The 19,581-nt window shown below is 62.4% G+C and carries 14 protein-coding genes and 2 pseudogenes; 10 read left to right on the top strand and 6 right to left on the bottom strand.

All coding sequences use genetic code 11. The features are described from left to right. Positions 1-35: 35 nt before the first annotated feature. The 9 genes and pseudogenes from DWW03_RS03510 to DWW03_RS03475 all read left to right on the top strand — a co-directional run bounded on the left by DWW03_RS03510 (position 36) and on the right by DWW03_RS03475 (position 9,358). Positions 36-1,058, top strand: a complete 1,023-nt coding sequence (locus DWW03_RS03510; RefSeq protein ID WP_022061358.1) for a 2-hydroxyacid dehydrogenase — start codon at positions 36-38, stop codon at positions 1,056-1,058. Further along, positions 1,055-1,801, top strand: coding sequence for a 2,3-diphosphoglycerate-dependent phosphoglycerate mutase (gpmA, locus tag DWW03_RS03505; RefSeq protein ID WP_015546199.1), 747 nt, complete (start codon positions 1,055-1,057; stop codon positions 1,799-1,801). Before DWW03_RS03510 ends, gpmA begins: the two co-directional genes overlap by 4 nt. A gap of 315 nt (positions 1,802-2,116) precedes the next feature. Next, a complete protein-coding gene (locus DWW03_RS03500; protein WP_394798552.1) occupies positions 2,117-3,307 on the top strand; it encodes a cupin domain-containing carboxymuconolactone decarboxylase family protein in 1,191 nt (396 codons plus the stop codon). 14 nt (positions 3,308-3,321) lie between these two features. Beyond that, positions 3,322-4,164 (top strand): aldo/keto reductase, encoded by an 843-nt coding sequence (locus DWW03_RS03495; protein ID WP_022061360.1) that lies wholly within the window; start codon positions 3,322-3,324, stop codon positions 4,162-4,164. 151 nt (positions 4,165-4,315) lie between these two features. Continuing rightward, positions 4,316-5,126 (top strand): annotated as a pseudogene (locus DWW03_RS17045) (4Fe-4S binding protein); the annotation flags it as partial. A gap of 65 nt (positions 5,127-5,191) precedes the next feature. Continuing rightward, positions 5,192-5,818 (top strand): annotated as a pseudogene (locus DWW03_RS17040) (4Fe-4S dicluster domain-containing protein); the annotation flags it as partial. Between the two features lie 13 nt (positions 5,819-5,831). After that, entirely contained in the window at positions 5,832-7,238 is a 1,407-nt protein-coding gene (locus tag DWW03_RS03485) for an aldo/keto reductase (RefSeq protein WP_118406321.1), read from the top strand. Between the two features lie 104 nt (positions 7,239-7,342). Continuing rightward, positions 7,343-8,695, top strand: a complete 1,353-nt coding sequence (locus tag DWW03_RS03480; RefSeq protein ID WP_015546194.1) for an MATE family efflux transporter — start codon at positions 7,343-7,345, stop codon at positions 8,693-8,695. Between the two features lie 84 nt (positions 8,696-8,779). Then, on the top strand, positions 8,780-9,358 hold the full coding sequence (locus DWW03_RS03475; protein ID WP_022061615.1) for a Crp/Fnr family transcriptional regulator: 579 nt from the start codon (positions 8,780-8,782) through the stop codon (positions 9,356-9,358). Positions 9,359-9,368: 10 nt separating this feature from the next. Here the strand turns inward: DWW03_RS03475 and DWW03_RS03470 are convergent, their stop codons facing one another. From DWW03_RS03470 to DWW03_RS03460, 3 genes are read right to left on the bottom strand one after another with little or no spacing between them, the layout of a single operon-like run. Continuing rightward, entirely contained in the window at positions 9,369-10,766 is a 1,398-nt protein-coding gene (locus DWW03_RS03470; protein WP_022061616.1) for an efflux transporter outer membrane subunit, read from the bottom strand. Then, positions 10,763-13,861, bottom strand: a complete 3,099-nt coding sequence (locus tag DWW03_RS03465; protein WP_118406320.1) for an efflux RND transporter permease subunit — start codon at positions 13,859-13,861, stop codon at positions 10,763-10,765. Before DWW03_RS03465 ends, DWW03_RS03470 begins: the two co-directional genes overlap by 4 nt. A 6-nt stretch (positions 13,862-13,867) precedes the next feature. Continuing rightward, complete coding sequence (locus DWW03_RS03460) at positions 13,868-15,133, bottom strand: efflux RND transporter periplasmic adaptor subunit (RefSeq protein WP_118406339.1); 1,266 nt, start codon at positions 15,131-15,133, stop codon at positions 13,868-13,870. Between the two features lie 222 nt (positions 15,134-15,355). On the opposite strand from DWW03_RS03460, the gene DWW03_RS03455 reads away from it, so the two are divergent. Further along, complete coding sequence (locus DWW03_RS03455) at positions 15,356-15,928, top strand: L,D-transpeptidase (RefSeq protein ID WP_118406319.1); 573 nt, start codon at positions 15,356-15,358, stop codon at positions 15,926-15,928. A gap of 59 nt (positions 15,929-15,987) precedes the next feature. On the opposite strand, the gene DWW03_RS03450 is transcribed toward DWW03_RS03455, so the two are convergent. From DWW03_RS03450 to DWW03_RS03440, 3 genes are read right to left on the bottom strand one after another with little or no spacing between them, the layout of a single operon-like run. Beyond that, complete coding sequence (locus DWW03_RS03450; protein ID WP_118406318.1) at positions 15,988-17,703, bottom strand: ATP-binding protein; 1,716 nt, start codon at positions 17,701-17,703, stop codon at positions 15,988-15,990. A 3-nt stretch (positions 17,704-17,706) separates the two neighbouring features. Continuing rightward, the gene (locus DWW03_RS03445) at positions 17,707-18,828 is read right to left on the bottom strand and encodes a sensor protein KdpD (RefSeq protein WP_015546187.1); all 1,122 of its coding nucleotides are present in this window, start codon (positions 18,826-18,828) and stop codon (positions 17,707-17,709) included. A gap of 3 nt (positions 18,829-18,831) precedes the next feature. Then, positions 18,832-19,479 (bottom strand): hypothetical protein, encoded by a 648-nt coding sequence (locus tag DWW03_RS03440; protein ID WP_118406338.1) that lies wholly within the window; start codon positions 19,477-19,479, stop codon positions 18,832-18,834. Positions 19,480-19,581 lie beyond the last annotated feature (102 nt).

Genomic DNA, 19,581 nt, shown 5'->3' with positions numbered 1-19,581 from the left:
CCCCGAAGACGTTTTTATATTAAAAAAGTGCAACTATGAAAATAACGCTATTCGGCACGCAGCCCTACGACCGGGAGTCGTTCGACCGCATCCGCGACACCTACGGGTTCGACATCTGCTACCACCGCAGCCACCTGAACGCCAATAACGTGGCCCTTGCGCAGGGTTCCGATGCGGTCTGCATCTTCGTCAACGACACGGCCGACGCCGGGACCATCCGCCAGTTGGCCGGGATGGGCGTGAAGCTGATCGCGCTGCGCTGTGCGGGCTTCAACAACGTCGACCTGAACGCCGCGGCCCGTTACGGGATTCCCGTGGTGCGGGTTCCGGCCTATTCGCCGCACGCCGTGGCGGAACACGCCGTGGCGCTGATGCTGGCGCTCAACCGCAAGATACACCGCGCCTACTGGCGCACGCGCGACGGCAACTTCTCGCTCCACGGGCTGATGGGTTTCGACATGTACGGCAAGACCGCGGGGATCGTCGGCACGGGCAGGATCGCCCGCGAGCTGATCCGCATTCTCAAGGGGTTCGGCATGGAGGTCGTGGCCAACGATCTGTTTCCCGATCCGCAGTACGCCGCGGAGGCGGGCATCGCCTACGTGCCGCTCGACGAGCTTTACGCCCGTGCGGACATCGTTTCGCTCCACTGTCCGCTGACCGACCGGACGCGCTACATGATCGGCGACGCGGCCATTTCGCGCATGAAACCGGGCGTGATCCTCATCAACACGGGCCGCGGTCAGCTGATCCATACCGAGGCGCTGATCGACGGACTGAAAGAGAAGAAGATCGGCGCCGCCGGACTGGACGTATACGAGGAGGAGGCCGGGTACTTCTACGAGGACACTTCCGACCGCATCATGGACGACGACGTGCTGGCGCGCCTGCTGTCGTTCAACAACGTGATCGTCACCTCGCATCAGGGCTTCTTCACACGTGAAGCAGTGGATAATATAGCACGCACCACGATGCAGAACATCAAGGACTTCAGCGAATGCCGGCGTCTGGAGAACGAGGTGCGCGCCGAACCGGAAAACGCAGTCGGACAGTTATGAAAAAGATCGTTTTGCTCCGCCACGGCGAGAGCGTCTGGAACAGGGAAAACCGGTTCACGGGGTGGACCGATGTGGATTTGAGCGAGAAGGGCGTCGCCGAGGCCGTCAAAGCCGGGGAGACGCTCCGCAAGGAGGGTTTTCATTTCGGCCGCGCCTATACCTCCTATCTGAAACGGGCCGTGAAGACCCTCGACGTCGTGCTCGACAGGATGGACCGGGACTGGATTCCGGTGACGAAGACCTGGCGGCTCAACGAGAAGCACTACGGCATGCTTCAGGGATTGAACAAACGCGATACGGCCGAAAAATACGGTGACGAGCAGGTGTACGTCTGGCGCCGCAGCTACGACGTGGCCCCCGCGCCGCTTCCGGAGGACGATCCCCGCAATCCGCGCTTCGATCCCCGTTACGCCGGGATTCCCGACGCCGCGCTGCCCCGCACCGAGTCGTTGAAAGACACCGTGGCCCGCACGATGCCCTACTGGGAGTGCGAGATACTCCCGGCGCTGGCCCGCCACGACGAACTGCTGGTGGTGGCTCACGGCAACAGCCTGCGGGGCATCATCAAGAACCTGAAAGGGATTTCGGACGAGGCCATTTCGGAGTTCAACCTTCCGACTGCCGTGCCCTACGTCTTCGAATTCGACGAGGGGTTGGGCTGTGTGAAGGACTATTTCCTGGGCGACCCGGCCGAGATCGCCTCCCTGATGGAGGCCGTCGCCAATCAGGGCCGGCGGGGCTGACCCCCCCCCTCACTCCCGGTGTGCGAGACGCCGGTTTCGGAGGCAGTCGTCTGCCGATCCGTTTTTGATCCGGTTCTGTGTCTGGGGCGCAGAACCGGTTTTGCGTGCAGACGGTCTTCACCCGACCGAAAATGACGCCGCTCCGTAATAATGGTATGCCGAACCGTAATCGGGGTACGGAACCGTTGCGAGAAATACCCTATTTTTGCATCGTGAAACCATTCTTTTGAACCGATGAAACGAATCCTTTTCGCGGCCCTGACCGCCGCAGCCCTTTTTTCGGACGGAATCCTGCAATCCTTAAATGCTCAAAATATGGAAATACCGAAAAAAGTCAGCCCGTTTCCCGTGGGCGACAAACTGCCGGAACAGTTTTCGAAGTACTTTGTCGGGCAGGCCTGGCTCGCTCCGCTGACGGACGACAAGCGGCTGAACGCGCCCGTGTCGAACGTCACCTTTTCGCCCGGATGCCGCAACAACTGGCACAGCCATACGGGCGGCCAGCTCCTGATCGCCGTCGGGGGCCGGGGCTATTATCAGGAGAAGGGCCGTCCGGCCCGGGCGTTGCTTCCGGGCGACATCGTGGAGATCGCGCCCGACGTGGTCCACTGGCACGGCGCGGCTCCCGACAGCTGGTTCTCGCATCTGGCCGTCGCGTGCAATCCCGCGACCAACGAGAATACATGGCTCGAACCGGTCGACGACGCGCAATATGCGGCAGCGACGGCTTCCGTCCCGGCTCCGGCCTCCCGCTTGGGTGAAGACGCCCGACGCCGCCTGGCCGAATTGTTTCCGGGCGGAATACCGGAACTTGGGGATGCGGACCCCGAATTATTTGAAATTTTTGGTAACTTTGCGCTCGGCGAAGTGACCGCCTACGGCCAGCTCGACACGCGGACGCGCATGCTGTGCATCCTGGCCTCGAACATCGCCTCGCAGGGCCGGACCGCCTACCGGACGACGCTCGAAGGCGCGCTGAACGCCGGAGTGACGCCCGTCGAGGTGAAGGAGACGCTTTATCAGGCCGTTCCCTACGTCGGCATGGCGAAGGTCGCCGACTTCGTAGGGATTACGAACGAGGTGCTGGAGGCGCGCGGCGTGACGCTGCCGCTTGCGGGGCAGTCGACGACCTCGTCCGCGGACCGCTTCGAAAAGGGGCTGGCGGTGCAGCGGTCGATTTTCGGCGCGGAGCGTATCGACGGGATGCGCGAGGCGGCCCCCGCGAACCAGAAGCACATCCAGCGTTACCTGTCGGACAACTGCTTCGGCGATTTCCTGACCCGCGGAGGCCTGGACGTGAAGATGCGCGAGCTGCTGACCTTCTCGATGCTCGTCTCGCTCGGGGGCTGCGAATCGCAGGTGAAGGGCCACATCGCCGGAAATGCGAACATAGGCAACGACAAGGCCACCCTGCTGGCCGTCGTGACCCAGTTGCTGCCCTATATCGGTTATCCCCGCACGCTGAACGGCATTGCGTGCCTGAACGAAGTTTTGCCGGAAAAATAAAAAAGTAGTGAGGTATGGAATACGTAAAATTGAACAACGGCGTCGAAATGCCGGTCCTCGGCTTCGGCGTTTATCAGATTTCGGACCCGGAGGTTTGCGAACGGGCGGTCGGCGACGCCCTGAAGATCGGTTACCGTTCGATCGACACCGCCGCGGCCTATGGCAACGAGGAGGCCGTGGGACGTGCCGTCCATCGCAGCGGCGTTCCCCGCGAAGAGCTGTTCATCACCACGAAACTGTGGATCAGCGACGCGGGTTATGAGCCTGCCAGAAAGGCGTTCGAGGAGTCGATGTCGAAGCTGGGGCTGGACTATCTGGACCTCTATCTGATCCACCAGCCTTACGGCGACGTCTACGGTTCGTGGCGCGCCATGGAGGAGCTTTACCGCGAGGGCCGCATCCGCGCCATCGGTGTGTCGAACTTCTACCCCGACCGCCTTCAGGACCTGATTCTGCACAACGAGGTCGCGCCGGCGGTCAATCAGGTCGAAACCCATCCGTTCCACCAGCAGACCGCCGCCGCGGAGTTCATGCGCACGAAGGGCGTGCAGATCGAGTCGTGGGCGCCTTTCGCCGAGGGCAAGAACGGGCTGTTCTCGAACGAAGTCCTGCTGGCGGTCGCCGCCCGGTACAAAAAGACGGTGGCGCAGGTGGTGCTGCGCTGGCTGATTCAGCGCGGTGTGGTCTGCATTCCCAAGTCGGTGCATGCGGAGCGTATCGCGGAGAATTTCGACGTGTTCGGCTTCGCGCTCGATGCCGAGGACATGGCTGTGATCGCCTCGCTGGACCGTCCGGAGAGCAGTTTTCTGGATCACCGCGATCCCGAAACGGTTGAATGGTTGAGTAATTTGCATTGAAATCAATCCGCTGGCCCTGTTCGCCGCCGGTGGCGTCGCTCCCGAATCCGGTCCACCTCCAAAACCCCGTCTCGGGCGGCCCGGCGGCCACGGCGACGGCCCGATACGACATGAGTTCCGAAATAAATTCACTTGATTCAGATTTGAATCTATGTTACGAAAAATCAGAATTGCGGCCGCGGCCTTTTTCTTCGTGCTGACGACGCTGCTGTTCCTCGATTTTACCGGAACGCTTCACGCGTGGTTCGGCTGGATGGCGAAAATCCAGTTCCTGCCCGCCCTGCTGGCCCTGAATGTCGGCGTCGTGGCGTTCCTGGTGATCCTGACGCTTCTTTTCGGCCGCGTGTACTGTTCGGTCATCTGCCCGCTGGGGGTGATGCAGGACATCGTTTCGTGGGCCTCCGGGAAGCGCAGAAAGCACCGGAACCGCTTCGCGTACTCCCCCGCCCTCACCTGGCTGCGCCGGGGGATGCTCGTCGTGTTCGTCGCTGCGATGCTGGCGGGTGTCGGTTCGCTGCTCGCGCCTTACAGCGCCTACGGCCGCATCGCCTCGAACCTGCTGGCCCCGGTCTACGCGTGGGGCAACAACCTGCTGGCATACATCGCCGGGCGCATGGACAGCTACGCCTTCTATTCGGTCGACGTCTGGATGAAGAGTCTCTCCACGCTGCTTGTTGCCGTCGTGACGTTCGCCGTGCTGTTTGTTCTTGCGTGGCGCAGCGGCCGCACCTATTGTAATACGATCTGTCCGGTGGGCACGGTGCTGGGATTCCTCGCCCGCTACTCGCTGTTCAAACCGCGTTTCGACACCTCGAAGTGCAACGGATGCAAGCTCTGCGCCCGCAACTGCAAGGCGTCGTGTATCGACCCTGCGGCGCATAAAATTGATTACAGCCGTTGCGTGGCCTGTATGGACTGCCTCGAAAACTGCCGCCAGGGGGCCATCACCTATACGCTGCGGCGGCGGAAACCGGACCCGGCTCCCGCGCCGCAGAGACCGGCGGCCGACGCCGCAAAGACGCCTTCCGACGCTTCGCGCCGCCGGTTCCTCGGCCTGGCGGGCATCGTGGCCTACTCCGCGCTCCGGGCGCAGGAGAAGAAGGTCGACGGCGGGCTGGCGGTGATCGTCGACAAGAAGATTCCGAACCGTGCCACGCCCGTCGTTCCGCCCGGAGCGCAGAGCCTGCGGCACTTCAACGCCCATTGCACGGGATGCCAGTTGTGTGTTTCGGTGTGTCCCAATCAGGTGTTGCGTCCGTCGGGCAAGCTGATGACCCTCATGCAGCCCGAAATGTCGTTCGAGCGCGGATACTGCCGTCCGGAGTGCACGAAGTGCGCCGAGGTGTGCCCCACGGGCGCCATCCGCCTGACCGACCTCGCCGGGAAATCGTCGATCCAGATCGGCCATGCCGTGTGGATTGCGGAGAATTGCGAGGTCAACACCGACGGCGTCAGCTGCAACAACTGTGCGCGCCATTGCCCTGCCGGGGCGATCAAGATGGTGCGCCGGGACCCCGACGACCCCAAGTCGCCGCGCATCCCCGCCGTGAACGAAGAACGCTGCATCGGCTGCGGGGCCTGCGAGAATCTCTGTCCGGCGCGTCCGTTCAGCGCCATTTATGTCGAAGGCCATTCGCGCCACAGAATCGTCTAAACGCAAGAAAAAAATGGAGAAGAAAAAGATAGACCGCCGGAAATTCCTCAAAACGTTCGGTGTCGGCGCGGCCGCCGCAACGGCTGGGCTTTACGGCTGTAAGACGAAAGGTACGGCGCCGAGCGCTGCCGCCGCGGGTGAGGTCCCGACCGATCGGATGACCTTCCGGACCTGCCCCTCGACGGGCGACCGCGTGTCGCTGCTGGGCTACGGCTGCATGCGCTGGCCCCTGCTGGAGTCGCCGGCGGCCGACGGCAACCCGATCGACCAGGAGGCCGTCAACGAGCTGGTCGATTATGCCATCGCCCACGGGGTCAACTATTTCGACACGGCCCCCGTCTACATACAGGGCTTTTCCGAAAAATCGACGGGTATCGCCCTCAAACGCCATCCGCGCGAGAAGGTGTTCATCGCCACGAAGATGTCCAATCACCGTATGGCAGGGCGGGGAATGTCTCCCGCTCGGATATTCAAGGATTCGGAGGAGATGTACCGGCGGTCGCTTCGCGACTTGCAAACGGATTATCTGGATTACTATCTGCTGCACGCTGTGGGCGGCGACAAGGGCATCGAGACGTTCAACGAACGTTTTATCGACTGCGGCGTGCTCGACTTTCTGCTGCGCGAGCGCGAGGCCGGGCGCATCCGCAACCTCGGGTGGTCGTTCCACGGCGATCAGAAGGTCTTCGACCACCTGCTGGCCATGCACGACAGCGGCGAGGCGCGGTGGGATTTCGTCCAGATCCAGATGAACTACGTCGACTGGAAGCATGCTTCGGACAGAAACGTCAATGCCGAATATCTCTACGGCGAGCTGGAGAAGCGCGGCATCCCGGCCGTGATCATGGAGCCGCTGCTCGGCGGGCGCCTTTCGCGGCTGAACGACCATCTGGTCGAACGGCTCAAGGAGCGCCGTCCGACCGAGAGCACCGCTTCGTGGGCCTTCCGCTACGCGGGTTCCTGGCCCGGAGTGCTGACTGTGTTGAGCGGCATGACCTACATGGAGCACCTTCAGGACAATATCCGCACCTATTCGCCGCTCGAACCCTGCACCGGCGAGGAACTGGCGTTGCTCGAAGATACCGCGCAGCTGATGCTCAAATACCCCACCGTGCCCTGCACCGAGTGCCAGTACTGCATGCCCTGCCCCTACGGGCTGGACATCCCGGCGATCTTCGCCCACTACAACCGCTGCGTGAACGAAGGCAACGTGCCCAAGGACCGGCAGGACCCCGGCTACCGGGAGGCCCGCCGGGCGTTCCTCATCGGTTACGACCGCTCGGTTCCCAAACTCCGGCAGGCGAGCCATTGCATCGGCTGCAACCAGTGCGTGTCGCACTGCCCGCAGTCGATCAAGATTCCGCAGCAGCTGCGGCGCATCGACCGTTTCGTCGAGCAGCTCAAGCAGGGTACGCTCTGATTCCGGCTTGCGAGGCCCCTCCCGTCGGGAGGGGCTTTTTTTACCAAATGTTAACTTTCGCCCGGCCGGAAGCGAGTATCTTTGCACTCCAAAAAACGAATGCGATGAAAGACAGTATTGATTTCGGCAGCATGGAGATTCCGAAGCTTTTTCGGAAACTGCTGATCCCCACCGTTCTGGGAATGGTTTTCTCGGCCGTTTTCGTGATCACGGACGGGATTTTCGTGGGACGCGGCATCGGCAGCGACGCGCTGGCCGCCGTCAACATCACCGCGCCGCTGTTCCTCATCAGCACGGGCGTCGGACTGATGTTCGGCGTCGGGGCGTCGGTCGTGGCGTCGATCCACCTTGCGCAGGGGAAGGTCAAGGCGGCGCGCATCAACGTCACGCAGGCCGTTGCGGTGTCGTCGCTCCTTCTGGCGGCGTACAGCTTCCTGATCACTTCCTGCGCCCGTGAGGTGGCCCTGCTGCTGGGCAGCTCCGAACGGCTCCTTCCGCTGGCCGTGGAGTACATGCACTGGTTCGCGCCGTTCCTGCCCTTCAGCGCGCTGTTAAGCTCGGGCATGTTCTTCATCCGGCTCGACGGGTCGCCCAACTACGCGATGCTTTGCAACGCCGTTCCGGCGGTCATCAACATCGTGCTGGACTACGTTTTCATCTTCATCCTCGGCTGGGGCATGACGGGTGCGGCGCTGGCCACGAGCCTCGGTTATATCGTGGGTGCGGGGATGATCCTCGGCTACCTGGGACGCCGCCGCAACGTCGTGCGCCTGTGCCGTGTGAAGACGAGCCGCAAGAGCATGCGCCTGACCCTCCGCAATGTGGGCTACATGTGCCGGCTGGGGCTTTCGACCTTCCTCTGCGAGGGGGCCATCGCCATGATGATGTTCGCCGGGAACTACGTTTTCATCCGCTATCTGGGCGAGGACGGCGTGGCGGCGTTCAGCATCGCTTGCTACTTTTTCCCGATCATCTTCATGGTCTACAACGCCATCGGGCAGTCGGCCCAGCCGATTTTGAGCTACAATTTCGGTGCGGGAAACGGCGCGCGCGTGCGCAAGGCCTTCCGGTTGGCGCTCCTGACGGCCGTGGCGGCCGGACTGGGGTTCTTCGGCCTTACGGCGCTGTTCAGCCGCTGGATCGTGGCCATGTTCATCGACAGCTCCTGCCCCGCCTGTGCGATTGCCGTCCGGGGGCTTCCGTTGTTCGCTTCGGGATTCGTTTTCTTTGCGGTGAACATCGTCTCGATCGGCTATTTCCAGAGCGTCGAGCGGCCCCGTCCGGCGATGGCCGTGACCGTCCTGCGGGGATTCGTCTTCATGGCGGCGTGTTTCTTCGGCCTGCCCCTGCTGTTGGGTGTGGAGGGCATCTGGCTGGCCGTGCCGCTGGCCGAGGCGCTCACCTTCGCGGTCGTTGCGGCGATTTACGGGCGGACCCGCTTAAAAAGCGCGTTTTAGGAGGGTCGCAGCGTGGCTTTGCCGCTGAAACGAAACCGGAAATTTGTTTTTTGTGCTATCTTTACGGCCTCAAACCTGTAAGGCATGGAGGCGTTTATCGAGAAATTCAGCAGGAAATACAACCTGCCCGCGGCGGACTGCCTGCGGCTGATCGGGCTGATGGAACGGCGCGTGTTCCGCAAGGGGGAGTGCGTCGTCCGTCAGGGCGAGCGGAATTCCGATTTCTACGTCGTGAGCCGCGGCATCTGGCTGGGGCACTATCTCGACGACGGCGCGGATGTCTCGGTCTGGTTCGCCGGCGAGGGCGAGGCGCTCTTTTCGACGTGGGGCTACGTGGGCAACGAGGTTTCGAAAATCTCCATCGAGGCGATGTGCGACGCCGAACTTTACGGCATCTCCAAAGCCGACCTGGAGGCCTTTTTCGCCCGATCGGCCGGAGCGGCCAATTTCGGGAGGAGGCTTTTCGAGGAGCAGTTCCTGGCGCTCGAAAACTGGATGCTCTCGGGCGGCGCTCCGCGGGCCGAGGAGCGCTACCGGACGCTGATGGAGGAAAGCCCCGAACTGCTGCAATACGTGCCGCTGAAGCACATCGCCTCCTACCTCTGGATCACGCCGCAGTCGTTGAGCCGCATCCGGGCCAAACTGGGGAAGAAAAAGGGTTGACCATTTCCGGTCAACCCTTTTTTTCGGCATCCGACGGCTGCCACCCGCCCCCGAGGGCCTTGTACAACCCCACGAGCGCGAGGTGCTCGTTGCGCACCGCCTTGCTCTCCTCGACCTGTGCGTCGAAGAACTTCCGCTGGGCGTCGAGCACGTCGATGTAGCGGATCACGCCGTTGATATACTGCAATTTGGCCAGCACGACGTATTGCCGGGCCGCCTCCTTGAGGTTGAATTTCAGTTCGGCCGTCCTGCGCATGTTGCGGTAGGCCGTCACGGCGTCGTTCACTTCGCGGAAAACCTCCAGCACTTTCTGTTCGTAGGCCAGCCGCGCCTGGTCGTAGGCCGCCAGCGCCGCGCGGTATTTCGCACGCTTCGATCCGAAGGCGAACAGCGGCGCGGTGAGGTTGCCGGCGGCGTAGGAGAAGGGCGAATTGATCAGTCCCTTGAGCGCGTCGTTTTCGAGCCCTCCCGTCAGCGAGATCGTCAGCCGCGGGAACCGGTCGGCATAGGCCATGCCCGCCGAGGCCATCGCCGCCTTGAGGTTCTGCTCGGCCTGCCGCACGTCGGGACGGCGTTGCAGCAGCGTCGAAGGAAGGCCCACGGGCAGCGAGTCGGGCATCCGGACGTTCATGTCCATCTTCGAGCGCGCCACGCGCGAGGGATAGTCGCCCGCGAGCACCGAAATCTGGTTCTCCTTCTGGGCGATGCGCAGTTCGAGGTCGGGAATCAGCGCCGAGGCGCTCGCCAGCTCGACCTTCGCCTGCTGGTAGGCCGTTTCGGAGGTCAGTCCTCCTTCGAAACGCAGTTTCGCCTGACGCACGCTCTCCTCGCGGGTCTCCACCGTGCGGCGTACGACGCCCAGTTCGTGGTCCAGAGCCACCAGCTCGAAGTAGGCCGTGGCGACCTCCGCCACGAGCGTCATCTGCATGGCGCGCGCCGCCTCGACCGAGGCGAGGTATTCGGCCGCGCCCTTGCGCTTGGCCCAGCGCAGGTTGCCCCACAGGTCGGCCTCCCAGCTCAAGGTGGCTTTCACGTCGAACTCGGCGTCGCCCTTGTGCGCTTCGCCGTAGTAGTCGTTGGTCTCGTAGTCGGCAGCGGCCAGCCCGCCCAGCGACGGCAGCCGGGCCGCCTTGCTTACGCGGTAAAGCTCCTCCAGCTGGCGGATGCGCGCCTCGGCCGAGAGCATGTTGCGGTTGCGGTCGAGCGTGCGGCCGATCAGCCGGCAGAGTGTCGTGTCGGTGTAGACCTCCCACCACTTCCGGTCGCTCAGCGTCAGCGTGTCGCTCTGCCCGGCGACGATCTCCGCGGGCATGTCGAGCTGCGGAGCCTTGCACTTCTTCTGCACGGAGCAGCTTCCCGCCGCGAGCAGCAGAAGCACTCCGAGGAGATATGTTGCGCTTCGTTTCATCGTGTTGTCCATTTTTCTTTCAGTTTGTAAACCCAGACGAAGAAGAGCGGTACGAAGACGATGCCCACGGTGATCGCCACGAGCATGCCGAAGAAAACGCCCGTGCCGATGCCCTGGCGGCTGGCCGACCCGGGTCCGCTGGCGAAGACCAGCGGCAGCATGCCGAGGATAAAGGCCAGCGAGGTCATGACGATGGGCCGGAAGCGCAGGCGCGCGGCCAGGATGACGGCCGTGAGGATGTCGCGGCCCTTTTCGACCTCGTCCTTGGCGAACTCGACGATCAGGATGGCGTTCTTGGCCACCAGACCCACCAGCATCACCAGTCCGATCTGGAAATAGATGTTGTTCTCCAGTCCGCAGGCCCAGTTGCCCAGGTAGGCGCCGATGCCGGCGATCGGCAGCGAGAGGATCACCGCCACGGGGATCAGCCAGCTCTCGTACTGCGCCGCGAGGAACAGGAAGACGAAGAGGAAGGCCAGCGCCAGCACGTAGCCCGTCTGGCCGCTGACGTGCTTTTCCTGATAGGAAAGTCCGCTCCACTCGACGCCGATCGTCGACGGCAGGTGGCGGCGTGCGATCTGTTCGAGTATGGCCATGGCCTGCCCCGAACTGTATCCCTGCGCCGCCTCGCCCGAGATGGTCGCCGCGTTGAACATGTTGAAGCGGCGGATCGTGCCCGGTCCCGTGGTGTAGGAGGTCGTGCCGAGCGCCGTGATGGGAATCATCGCCTTGTCGGCGCCCCGGACGAAGAACAGCCCGAGGTTTTCCCGCTGCGCCCGGTACGGGGCTTCGGCCTGGATATAGACGCGGTAGATGCGGTTGAACATGTTGAAGTCGTTGACGTAGACCGATCCGGTGAAGGTCTTCATCGTCGAGAAGATGTCGGCCATCGGGACGCCGAGCATCTGGGCCTTGTCGCGGTCCACGTCGAAATAGAGCTGCGGGATGTCGCTCTGCATCGACGACGAGAGTCCCGTCAGCTCCTTGCGCTTCGAGGCGTAGTGCAGCAGCGTGTCCACGGCCCGCTGAAGGTCGCCGTACGAGGCGTTGCCGCGGGCTTCGAGCACCATTTCGAACCCGCCCGAGGCGCCCAGTCCCGGAATGACGGGCGGCGTCGAGAGGTAGACCTTGCTTTCGGGATAACGGCGCATCTCCTCGCGGATGTCGTTCATCAGCCGGCGGATGTTCGAACTTTTGCGCTCCTCCCACGGTTTGAGGATCACCGTCAACTGGCTGCGTGACTGGTTGGTGCCCACGCGGGGGCTTGATCCGGTGACGTTGAGCACATATTCCACGTCTTCGAGCGACATCAGGTACTTCATGGCGCGGTCTGTCACGCGGCGCGTGCGTTCGAGCGTGGCTCCTTCCGGAAGTTCCAGCTCGACGGTGAAATAGCCCTGGTCCTCCTGCGGCATGAAGCTCTGGGGTACGATCTTGTTGAGCGCCCACAGCGCCACGAGAGTCAGTCCGAACAGCGCCAGCATGCGTTTCGAGTGGCGCACGCCGCCGCGGATCATCCGCTCGTAGAACTTCGTTCCGCTGCCCAGCCAGATGTTGATGCGGCGGAAGAGGCGGTTTTTCCGCTTGCCCGAATCGGGACGCAGGATCAGGGCGCAGAGGGCCGGCGAGAGGGTCAGGGCCACGAACGTCGAGATCAGCACCGACACGGCGATCGTGATGGTGAACTGGCGGTAGAGCTGGCCGGTGATGCCCGAAAGGAAGCTCACGGGAACGAACACGGCGCACAGCACCAGCGATGTGGCGATGATGGCGCTGCCCAGTCCGCTCATGGCCTTTTTCGTGGCTTCGTAGGGCGATAGCCCCTCCTCGTTCATAATGCGCTCGACGGCCTCCACCACCACGATGGCGTCGTCCACGACGATGCCGATGGCCAGGATCAGGCCCAGCAGGGTCATCATGTTGAGCGAGAATCCGAATGCCAGCATCACGCCGAACGTACCGATCAGCGAGATCGGCACGGCGATGGTCGGGATGAGCGTCGCGCGCCAGTTTTGCAGCGAGAGGAAAACCACGAGGATCACCAGCAGCAGGGCTTCGAACAGTGTGTGGTAGACCTCCCTGATCGACTGCGAGATGTAGGAGGTCATGTCGAACGGTATCTTGTAGGAGATGCCTTCGGGGAAGCTGCGGCTGATCTCCTCCATCGTCTCGCGCACCGAGCGCGCCACCTCCATGGCGTTGGCGCCCGGCAGCATGTTGATGTTCATCACGGCCGCATTGCCGCCGTTGATGCCGCTCTCGGTGCTGTACGACGAGGCTTCGAGCGAGATGCGCGCCACGTCGCGCAGGCGGATGAGCGATCCGTCGGGGTTGGCGCGGACGACGATCTCCTCGAATTCGCCCACCGACGAAAGGCGTCCGCGGGCGGTGATCGGGATCGTGACGTCGAGGTCCGTGACGGGCTGCTGGCCCAGTACGCCCGCCGCCGATTCGCGGTTCTGGTCCTTGAGGGCCTTTTGCAGGTCCTGCACCGTCAGCCCGAGGTTGGCCAGCCGGTCGGGCTGCACCCATATCTGCATGGCGTAGTAGCGGCTGCCGACGTTCGAGACGCTGCCGACGCCCTTCACGCGGCGCAACATGTCCAGCACGTTGAGCGTGGCGTAGTTCGAGAGGTATATTTCGTCGAACTTGGGGTCGTTCGACAGCAGCGTGATGGTCATCAGCCGGCTCGAAGCCTGCTTTTCGACCGAGATGCCGTTCTGGATGACTTCGGCCGGGAGGCGCGCCTCGGCCTGCTTCACGCGGTTCTGAATCTCGACGGCCGCCAGGTCGGCGTCCGTGTCGATGTCGAAGGTCACGGTGGCGGAGAAACCTCCCGAGTTGCTGCTCGTCGACTCCATGTAGAGCATGCCGGGGGTTCCGTTCAGCTCCTGTTCGATGGGCGTCGCCACGGCCTGCGTCACGGTCTGGGCGCTGGCTCCCGGATAGGAGGCCGAGATCTTGACCACCGGGGGCACGATGCGCGGATACTGGTCCACGGGGAGCATCACCAGTCCTAACAGGCCGACGATCACGATGACCACCGACAGGACGGTTGAAAACACGGGCCGGTCGATAAAGAAATCCGATTTCATGGCTCGCTATTTTTCAGACGCCTCCGTCTCGGTTGCACTGCTTTTTTCGGGGACCGGCACGGGGTCGACCTTGTCGCCGTGCGTCAGTTTGTGGAAACCCTCCACGACGATCTTCTCGCCGGGAACGACGCCGCGTTCGACGATCACCCGGTTGTTGACCTCGGGGCCGAGTTCGATCAGACGGCGTTCGGCGATGCTGTCGGGCCGTATGACGAAGATGTAGGCGCCGCCCTTCTCGATGACGACCGACTTGGTCGGCACGACCGTGGCGTCTTCGCGCACGTCGAGCAGCAGGCGCACCTTCGTGAACTGTCCCGGCAGCAGGATGCGGTCGGGGTTGGCCATTTCGGCGCGCACGGAGAAGGTTCCCGTTTCGGGGTCGACCTGCGGATCGGCGAAGTCGACCAGTCCGCGCAGCGGATACTGGGTGTTGTCGGCCAGCGTGATGGTGATGTAGGGGTCCCACTTGCGGGTGGAGTCCTTCTGGCCCAGGTTGACGTTGCGGGCCTTGCTTTTGAGGTAGTCGAGTCCCGTCATGCTGAAGTCCACGCGCACGGTGTCGCTCTTGACCACCGTCGCCAGCAGCGATTTGCCGTTGGGACCTACGAGCGTGCCGATGTCGACGCTGCGCTCGGAAATATAGCCCGACAGCGGCGAACTGACGGTCGTGTAGCTCAAGGCGGTTTCGGCCTGCGTGAGGTCGGCCTCGCTCATCGCCACGGAGGCCGTGGCGCTTTCGTAGGAGGCGATGGCGTTGTCGAGGTCCAGCTGGCTCGCGGCGTTCTGCTCGTAGAGCGGGCGGATGCGTTTCAGGTCGCGGTCGGCCTTGAGTTCCAGAGCCTTGTCTTTGTTCAGCTGTGCCTTCGCCTTGTTTACCCGGGCTTCGTAGAGCTTGGGGTCGATGATGAACAGCGGCTGCCCCTTCTTGACGTAGGTTCCCTCCTCGAAAAGCATTTTTTCGAGGAAGCCCTCCACCCGGGCGCGGATTTCGACGAACTGCTGGGCGCGGATGCGTCCCACGTATTCGCCGTAGAGTTCGATGTCGTCGGTTTCGGCAGGCTCGACCTGGACCACGGGCAATATGGGTTTTACGGGTTCGGGGCGCAGCCACCACCAAAGCCCTCCGACAGTCAATACGGCTATTCCGGCCAGGATCAGCCAGGAGCGTTTCGACAGACGGCGGATTCTGCCGCCTGCCTCTTCGCCGAGTTGCAACGTACGGCGGCCGGCGCGGGCCGCCTGCTGCACGATTTTCTCGCGTGATAGTTTCATGTTGTTTCCAAATCCGGAATTGTTTGCCTGGTATCCGGTATATCGGCGCAAAAATACGATTTTTTCGCCGATATGCTATTTAAACGAAAGAGTTGGGCGAATATGATGCCGGAATTCCTGTTTTTGTTCATACGGAGGCTATTGGTGTCTTTTCGGAAGACAGCCTGTGACTTTCCGGGCCGATGCCGCGGATTTTCTCCGGGAAATCGTATCTTTGCACTTATGAAAACAATCTTATGTACCTTTTTTGCATGTGCGCTGTTCTGCGCCGTCGACGTACGTGCACAGCAGACGCCGCCTTCGGGGGCGGCATTTATTGCTGTCTGCAAGGAGTCGATGACTCTTGCGGTTTACGATTTCAACAGCTGCTTGCGGGCCGTCTATCCCATTGCCTGCGGGCGGGCGCTGGGCAACAAGGAGAAGCCGGGTGATATGAAGACGCCCGAAGGGCTTTTCTCCGTCCAGCAGATTCAGGACGCAAGCGCATGGACGCACGATTTTGGCGACGGTAAGGGGGAGATCAGAGGGGCCTACGGTTCGCATTTCATCCGTCTGAAAACGCCCGGTCACCGCGGCATCGGTATCCATGGAATCCACGATCCCGCCTCGATCGGCACGCGTGCAACCGAAGGGTGCGTCCGGTTGAACAATAGCGATTTGCTCGAATTGGTGAAAAAGTATGTCTACGTCGGTATGCCGGTCGTGATCCTTACCTCCGAGGCGGACAGCGCCGTGCCCTGCCGCTTTCCCGCCGCCGTCAAGGCAGGACCCCGGCTGATGGCGCAGACGGAGTAAGGAATTTCGTCTGTTCGCGGCGCTCCGAACAGTCTCCGAAGCGGGCGGCGGGTAGTTTTTCAGGCCGGGAGCAGAATCGAGAAGCGGCTGCCGCGGCCGATTTCGCTCTCGACCGAGATCGTGCCGCCGTGCGCTTCGACGAACTCCTTCGAGATGGCCAGCCCCAGCCCGCTGCCCTGCACCTTGGTTCCCGGGACGCGGAAATAGCGCTCGAAGATGCTCTTGTGGTAACGCGGGTCGATGCCGCGCCCGAAGTCCTGGACGTAGATCTCGACCGCCTTTTCGCGCTGTACGGCGCCGACGATGATGCGCGACCGTTCGGGCGAATGGTGGATGGCGTTCGACAGCAGGTTGGTGATGACCCAGGCGATCTTCTCGTTGTCGACGAAGAGTTTCGAGATCTTTTCGGGATAGTCCACCTCGACGAAACAGCAGAACCTCTCGGCCAGAACCTGCGTAGCCTTTACAGCATAGTCTATCAGTTCGATAGGCTTGGTTACTTTAGGTATCAGTTTAAGTTTGCCGGTCTCGATCTGGGTCATGTTCAGCAGTTCGCTCGTGATCGAAAGCAGGCGGTCGCTGCTCTCCTTGATGCTCGTGACGAGCTGTTTCTGCTCGCCGTTCAGCGTTCCCAGCCGGTCGTCGCCGAGCAGCTGCAAACTCATCAGGATCGACGAAATCGGGGTTTTCATTTCGTGCGAGACGGTCGAGATGAAGTTGGTCTTGGCGGAGTCCAGCTCCTTGAAGCGGGTGACGTTGTTCAGGACGATCAGGTTGCCGACGAACTGCTGTTCGCGCCCGCCGACGGGAGTGATGTAAAGCGGCGTGTTCTCCACCTGGAAATAACTCTCCTTGTTGTCGGCGTAGATTTTCAGCGGCTCCTTGTCGGCGTCCTTCTTCGTGTCGTTCACTCCCCGGACGAGCCGCCGCAGCAGGTCGTTCGACAACGCCACTTCGGCGGCGTCGCGCCCGACGGCGTCCTCCCGGAGGTTCAGCACCGAGAACGCCTCGCGGTTCATAAAGAGGATTCTGCGGTCGGGACCCAGCCCCACGATCGGCTCGTGCAGCGTGTCGACGATCGCCTCGATGCGCTTTTTGGCGGTCATCAGGTCGTCGAGCGAACTGCGGCGGTATTCGTCGAGTTTGGCGGCCATGTCGTTGAACGACTCGGCGACGGATTCGAACTCGCGGTTGCCCGGGAAATCGAGCCGTTCCCGGTAGTTGTGGTTGGCGATCTGGGTGATCCCCTTTTTCAGCGCGTCGATCGGACGCAGCACTGACTGCGGGAACCAGACGAGGATGCCCCCGGCGATCAGGGCGCAGAGCGCGGCGACGGCGATCAGCCACCACATGGCGTAGTCGGCGCGCTGCTCCACCCCGGCGCTCTTGGCGCGGATGGCCGCCATGTTCAGCTCCATGATCCGGAACAGGTCTTCGCGCACGGTCCGGATTTCGGCTTCGGTGACCGGGTCGCTCAACGAAGCGACGTGGCGTTCGAGCGCCGCGGTGGTCTCCTTCTCGCTGATCTCGGTGATGTTCTGCTGTTGCAGGGCGAGGTTTTCGCGCAGGGCGTGCCGCGATATGGAATCCTGCCCGATGTCGTTGAGCGACCGCAGCATCTCCCCGGCGTATTGCAGCGAGTTGTAGTTGTCGGCGAGGATGGTTCCCGTCGCCCGCGACAGCTGGCGGACGTAGCCGACCGACTGGATGCCCAGCAGCAGGATCATGGTGAAAAGAATGCCGATGCCCAGGGTGATTCTCCTTTGTATTCTCATGGCTTATGAAAAAATGAAAAGGTCGATGTTCATGCGCGACAGCCGGACGGTCAGACGCCGCAGGCGGATTGCGCTTTTCAACAGCGAAAATAGTGAAAATTCGGGACGCCCGATGCAGACGATGTTTATTTTTTGCTCCCGGCACACTCCGGCGATGCTCTCCACCGGGGAGTTCGAGCGTATGCGGCGGACTTCGCCGCCGAGTTCCGTGGCGAGGTTCAGGTTGTTGATCAGGTAACGCTGCCGGGCCAGCGGAATGCGGTCGTCGGCCTCGCGGTCGCCCTGCACGTAGAGCACCGTGAAGGCGGCGTTCAGGTGCGTGGCCATGCGCGCCGTCTTGCGGATGACCCGGCGGGCGCGTTTTTCGGAGGAGTCGATCACGGCCAGCAGTTTGTCGCGCCGGAAGGTTTCGGAACCGGTCACCTCGCTATCCACCTTCTTCTCCACGCGCAGCGCCACCTCTTTCAGCGCCAGTTCGCGCAGTTGCAGCAGGTTGTCCTGCGTGAAGAAGTTGCCGAGCGCCGCGGCGATCTTGTCGGGGCGGTAGATCTTTCCGGCTTTCAGCCGTTCGATCAGCTCGTCGGCCGTGAGGTCGATGTTCACCACCTCGTCGGCCATCGCCAGCACGCTGTCCGGGACCCGCTCGCGGATCTCGATGCCCGTGATCTCCTCGACGACCTCGTTCAGCCCCTCGATATGCTGGATGTTGACGGCCGAAATGACGCTGATCCCTGCGTCGAGAATCTGCATCACGTCCTGCCACCGCTTGGGGTTTTCGCTCCCCTCGATGTTGGTGTGGGCCAGTTCGTCCACGACGACGATCTCGGGGCGGAGGTTGACGATGGCCTGCGTGTCCATCTCCTCCAGTTCCTTGCCCTTGTAGAAGAGTCTGCGGCGCGGCACGAGCGGAAGCCCTTCGACAAGGGCTTCCGTTCCGGCGCGGCCGTGCGTTTCGATGTAGCCGATGCGGACGTCGACGCCCGCGTCGAGCAGCTGGCGGGCCTCTTGCAGCATGCGGCAGGTCTTGCCCACGCCGGCGCTCATGCCGATGTAGACCTTGAACTTGCCGCGGTGCGAACGCCGGATCAGTTCCAGAAACCGCTGAACGCTGTCCTGCCTCTCCATCGGTTACATCCGGAAGGAGATGCCTCCCACAAAGTTAACGTCGTCCAGGGCCGGATTCCAGATCAGGTTGGTGAAAACGCCGACCGACATCGAATCCGTCCCTTTGATGGTCCATGATTTTCCGGCATTGAGGAAGACGTTCTGCACGCAGAACCCGCGGTCTCCGGTGAGGTAGGTCGCGGCGGCGTTCCAGGGAACCATGCCCACGCCGGCCTTCATGTCGACGGTCTTCACCGTGAACGGGCAGGCCGCCTCGAAATACGAGGCATAGGCGCGTTCGCCCCTGTCGTTCACATCGGCCGCGCCGAAGAGAACCGTGTACCACGACAGCGTGACGGGGACCTTTTCCGAAACGACCCAGCTGGCGCCCACCTCGATGCGGTGGGGCGAACGGCTGTCGAAGACGAAATAGCGGTCGTCGGCGTGTCCGGTCCAATAGAGGTCGGCCACCGAAAGGGTCACGGGTCCGAGCGCGTAGGCCAGCGTGAGGTCCATCTCCTTGTAGGCGCTGTCGAAATCGACCGAACCCCAGGCCGTCGCCGAGAAGTTTCCGGCGCTCATCGTCAGCGACGGCTGGAAAGCCGGGCCGCTTTCGTGGACGCCGCGCCATACGTAGGTGCTCACCAGGTCGGTTCCGCCCGAGAATTTCACCCCGCGCTCCCGGGCGCAGAGGTCGGCGGTCAGAAAGATTGCCAAAGCGGCGATCAGAATGAATACCCAGCGTTTCATCGTTTTATCTATTTTCATGGTTTG

Origin of the sequence: Alistipes sp. AF14-19, from assembly GCF_003461645.1 — a bacterium.
Lineage (GTDB): Bacteria > Bacteroidota > Bacteroidia > Bacteroidales > Rikenellaceae > Alistipes > Alistipes shahii.
This window is presented reverse-complemented; position numbering and strand designations above follow the sequence as displayed.

Excerpts from the sequence above, each read along its gene's own strand:
- DWW03_RS03510 (WP_022061358.1), top strand. The coding sequence starts at position 36 with ATGAAAATAACGCTATTCGGCACGCAGCCCTACGACCGGGAGTCGTTC.
- DWW03_RS03480 (WP_015546194.1), top strand. The coding sequence starts at position 7,343 with ATGAAAGACAGTATTGATTTCGGCAGCATGGAGATTCCGAAGCTTTTT.
- DWW03_RS03465 (WP_118406320.1), bottom strand. The coding sequence starts at position 13,861 with ATGAAATCGGATTTCTTTATCGACCGGCCCGTGTTTTCAACCGTCCTG.
- DWW03_RS03495 (WP_022061360.1), top strand. The coding sequence starts at position 3,322 with ATGGAATACGTAAAATTGAACAACGGCGTCGAAATGCCGGTCCTCGGC.
- DWW03_RS03450 (WP_118406318.1), bottom strand. The coding sequence starts at position 17,703 with ATGAGAATACAAAGGAGAATCACCCTGGGCATCGGCATTCTTTTCACC.
- gpmA (WP_015546199.1), top strand. The coding sequence starts at position 1,055 with ATGAAAAAGATCGTTTTGCTCCGCCACGGCGAGAGCGTCTGGAACAGG.
- DWW03_RS03485 (WP_118406321.1), top strand. The coding sequence starts at position 5,832 with ATGGAGAAGAAAAAGATAGACCGCCGGAAATTCCTCAAAACGTTCGGT.
- DWW03_RS03475 (WP_022061615.1), top strand. The coding sequence starts at position 8,780 with ATGGAGGCGTTTATCGAGAAATTCAGCAGGAAATACAACCTGCCCGCG.
- DWW03_RS03460 (WP_118406339.1), bottom strand. The coding sequence starts at position 15,133 with ATGAAACTATCACGCGAGAAAATCGTGCAGCAGGCGGCCCGCGCCGGC.
- DWW03_RS03500 (WP_394798552.1), top strand. The coding sequence starts at position 2,117 with ATGGAAATACCGAAAAAAGTCAGCCCGTTTCCCGTGGGCGACAAACTG.
- DWW03_RS03445 (WP_015546187.1), bottom strand. The coding sequence starts at position 18,828 with ATGGAGAGGCAGGACAGCGTTCAGCGGTTTCTGGAACTGATCCGGCGT.
- DWW03_RS03470 (WP_022061616.1), bottom strand. The coding sequence starts at position 10,766 with ATGAAACGAAGCGCAACATATCTCCTCGGAGTGCTTCTGCTGCTCGCG.
- DWW03_RS03455 (WP_118406319.1), top strand. The coding sequence starts at position 15,356 with ATGAAAACAATCTTATGTACCTTTTTTGCATGTGCGCTGTTCTGCGCC.